Raw genomic sequence first — 4,180 nt, 5'->3', positions numbered from 1 at the left:
CCACGGCATCCCGAAACGACTCCGCCTGCGCGAGGGCGCGCACGATCCCGGGAACTGTCACCGGACGAGTCTACGGCGGGCGGCCGACACCGGCTCGGAGCCGCACGCAGCCACGGCTCCCGCGCGCGCCCGCCCACGACCGACGAACCTCGCAGGATCCGACGGAGCTCGGAGGATTCGCGCCGGATCCTGCGAGGTTCGCGCGATTCTGCGAAGCTCGTCGACCCGACCGGTCGGCGGTCACGGCATGCGCAGGTCGTGCAGGCTGCCCGCCCACAGCGGAGTCGTGCGCCACATCGCCTCGAACGTGCCGTCGCGGAGCGAGCAGGCGACGGTGAGCCGGTGCGGCGTCTCCACGAAGAGCACGTCGACGACGAGGCTCTCGTCCTCGTCGCCCCGCCAACCGCCGCTCGCCGCGAGCGCCACGCCGGCCGGCTCCGCGCCGACGCTCCAGGCGGCGGCCGACAGCGTCGTCACGAGCGCGCCGGAGGGCTCCACCAGGCCGATCCGCCAGCCGTCGCCCGTCCTGGTCACCTCGACCTCCCGCAGGGTGGGCTGCTGGTCGCACTCTCCCCCGGCGGGCGTGAAGCGGATGCCGTCCCACTCCGCGGCGGCGCGGGGCTCGGCGCGCCCCTCGGTCGGCGCCAGCGCCGCGGCCGCGAGCCTGCGGGCCAGCCGCGCGTCGGCCTCCGTCGGCGCGGGGCGGGCCAGCCGCGCGTCGGCGAGCGCGGGCAGCACGTGCGCCCACAGGCCGTCGAGCACGGCCTGCATGTCGATCGAGGCGCCGGTGATCGCGACCACGACCTGCTGCTCCGGCAGCACGACGCAGAACTGCCCGTACGCGCCGTCGCCGCGGTAGCCGTGCCGGGCCCTCCAGAACTGGAAGCCGTATCCCTGCCGCCAGTCCGGGTTCTCCTGCGAAGGGGTGTCGATCTGCCGGCCGGTCGCGGCGGCGACCCACTCCTCGGGCACGAGCTGCCGGTCTCCCCACCGCCCGCGCTGGAGGTGCAGCTGGCCGAGCCTGGCGACGGCATCCGTCGTCGCGTGCAGCCCCGTGAAGCCCAGGTCACGGCCAGGCGGATGCTGCTGCCAGCCGGCCTCGGCGATGCCGAGCGGGTCGAAGAGCCGGGGCCGCAGGTAGTCGACGAGGGTCTGCCCCGACTCGCGCTGCACGATCGCGCCGAGGCTGTAGGTGCACAGCTGGTTGTAGGCGAAGATCGTGCCCGGGTCGGACTCCGGCGGCAGCTGCAGGAACGCGCGGATCGGCTCGTCGCCGCCGGCGGCGAGGACCGCGTCGACCGTGTCGACGTGGTGCCCGCTGGCCATCGCGGCGACGTGACGCACCAGCATCGAGCGGCTGCGCTCGTCCTCGACCTCGCCGTCGAGCTCGGGGAAGTACGACAGCACCGTGCGGTCGAGGTCGAGGAGTCCCTCGGCGACCGCGAACCCCGCGGCCGTGGCGGTGAAGCTCTTGCTCAGCGAGTACAGCAGGTGCACGCGGTCCGCACGGTACGGCGTCCACCACCCCTCGGCGACCACGTGCCCGTCGCGCAGCAGCATGAGGCCGTGCAGCTCGACGTCGGGGGCGGCCTCCATCGCGTCCAGGAAGGCCTCGATCCCGGCGGCGTCGACCCCCCGGGAGCTCGGAGTGGCACGCGGAAGCTCGGTGGCCGACATGCCTGCGAACCTATCAGGGCGCCGCGGCGCGGGCGGGTCAGTGGTCCCCGCCGCCGGTGAGGGTCTTCACGAGCGCGACCGACTCCCGCGGGCTGACCTCCGGCAGGTAGGCCCTGCCGATCGCGAGGCCGATCGTGGGAAGCTCGACCGGGTCGGCGTAGGCCATGTAGATGGTCTCGTAGCGCGGGTTGAACTTCTTCTTGAAGGTGAACAACGACGTGAAGCCGTACGCGGGCTCCAGCACCCCGCCGAGCCACGCGAGCAGCCTCGTCATGACCGTCGGATCGGACTCCGCCTCGCCGGGGGCGGCCGGCTTGGTCGCGAGCGGCGCACCCGACAGGCTGAGGACCTCGGCGCCGAGGTCCTTCATGTGCAGCGCCGCGGAGGCGATGACGAACTCCATGATCCCCGGCATCGAGTCGCTGCCGCGTCGCATGAAGTCGATCGTCCAGCCGGTGACCCGCCCGTCGGTCCAGCTCGGCAGCCAGCTCGTGACGGCCTGCACCTTCTGGTCGCCGTCGATCGCGAGGTAGAGGTAGACGTCGGGATCCTTGAGCTCCTCCATGCCGCCGAGTGTGAAGCCCATCTCGGGGAGCTCCTTCTCCGAGACCCACTCCTCGCTGATCGCGTCGATCTGCGCCGAGACGGCGGCCGGGAGCTCGTCCCACGTCGACCACACCGTCGACATCCCCTCGCGCAGGCCGCGGTTGTACGCCTGCCGCACCTTCTGCCACGGCTTGCCGGCGAGCTCGAGCCCGGGCAGGGCGACGACCGTCTCCTCCCCGACCGACGCGTACTGCCAGCCGAGCTCGTCGAAGACCGGCACGTACTGCTCGTGGAAGCTGTAGAAGACCGCGGTCCAGCCCCGTCGGTCGCAGAAGTCCACGAACTGGCGGATCACCGCGGATGCGTCGCCCGGCGCGCAGACCGGGTCCGACATCGTCAGCGCGACGCCGCTGATCACGCGGAACGCCACGGCGCCGTCGCCCGCGGGCGCGAACCAGTAGTCGTTGCCCGGCCACGTGCCCATGAACCCGAGGGTGCCGCCGCCCTTGGTCTTGAGGAGCTCGCGGAAGCGCGCCTCGGCGGCCGCGTTGCGACGGGGCGCCGTGGCGCGATAGAGCATCAGCATCCCGCCCACGAAGACCAGCCAGAAGACGACGCCGATCCACTGGAACGCGAACAGCGCGAACCCGTCGCTGGGCAGGGCGGCTGCCGGGATGCCGGCGACCAGCCCCGCCGGCACGAAGATGCGCACCACGTCGGCGAGGAGGTCGCCGAGGGTCGGCGTCTCGACGAACGTCTCCACCCCGACGAGCCCGAGCACCACATAGCCGCCGCCCAGCACCACGAGGGCGCCGACGACCACGACGAGGAACCGGCGCACCGCCGCGCGCGGAGCGCGCACCTGGAACCTGCGCCACGTGACCAGGAGCAGCACGATCACGCCGATCGGCAGCAGCGTCGCGAGCACGGCCGAGACGACGAAGTCGGCGTCGAGCTCGTGCACCGTCGACGCGTCGAGGAGCTCGGTCGTGCCGAGCGCGATCGAGGTGAGGACCGCCGTCGCCGCGCTGACCGCGATGCCGAGGAGCCACGCCGACCGTCGCCCGGTCCGCAGGCCCCACGCCGCGAGCAGGCTGAGGGCGAGCGGCATGAGGCTGAGGAGGAAGGGGCCGACGCCCGTCGTCATCGCCACGGCGAGGTCGACGTCGCACGCCGCGGACTGCACGTTCGCGCAGCGGCCGAGCACCTCGTCGGGGTCCACCTGCGCGAACCCCGACACGACGAGCGCGAGCGGGCCGCGCTCGCCGCCCGAGACGAGGACGATGAGCGGCCCGAGCCCGGTCACCGCGACGATCGCCGCGACCAGCGTGCGGGTCTCGCGATACGAGCTGCGGTGCCACGCGCCGGTCGCCGCACCACGCGCGAACGCCAGGCCGGCGACGAGCCCGACGAGGGCGGCGAGCAGTCGGTACACGCTGTCGCTGTCGCCCGCGTACAGGGCGAACATCGCGAGCGCGGCGAGCCCGATCACCCGGATGCGGCGCCGGAACAGGGCCGGCGCGAGCGCGGACGCCGCCATGACGACCGCGAAGATCCCGATCGGCGGGTCGAGCACGAAGTCGGTCTCGGACGCGATGCCCCATACGGTCCCCCACGACGCGCCGAGCAGCTCGAACCCGACCCCGAGGAGCACGCCGAGCGCGCCGCCGACGAGGAAGACGACGATCGCGCGCGCCGTGCCCAGGAGCCGCTCCGCGTAGGCGCCCACCGTGAGGAGCACGGGGATCACGATCACGATCTCGACGAGCGAGTCGGGCACGAGGAGCGCCGTGATCGGCGTCCACCACAGCGCCATGCCGCCCGTCGTGGCCGGCCCCGCCGACAGCTCCACCGGGAACCCGCCCCAGAACGTGCCGAACACGAGCCCGGTCGCGACGAGGACGACGCTCAGGCCGACCGAGAACGGGTGCGAGCGCACGTACCGCGCGACGGGTGC

At 73.2% G+C, this 4,180-nt stretch carries 2 protein-coding genes; both read right to left on the bottom strand.

Features of this window, described 5'->3' with window-relative positions; translation table 11 throughout:
- Nucleotides 1–240: 240 nt before the first annotated feature.
- The gene (locus WML84_RS13300; protein ID WP_347346619.1) at nt 241–1,677 is read right to left on the bottom strand and encodes a serine hydrolase domain-containing protein; all 1,437 of its coding nucleotides are present in this window, start codon (nt 1,675–1,677) and stop codon (nt 241–243) included.
- Nucleotides 1,678–1,714: 37 nt separating this feature from the next.
- Nucleotides 1,715–4,180: phosphatidylglycerol lysyltransferase domain-containing protein (locus WML84_RS13295; RefSeq protein ID WP_347346618.1), on the bottom strand; the 2,466-nt coding region annotated here is incomplete at its 5' end.

Source organism: Microbacterium sp. (genome assembly GCF_039812165.1).
Taxonomy (GTDB): domain Bacteria; phylum Actinomycetota; class Actinomycetes; order Actinomycetales; family Microbacteriaceae; genus Microbacterium.
This window is presented reverse-complemented; position numbering and strand designations above follow the sequence as displayed.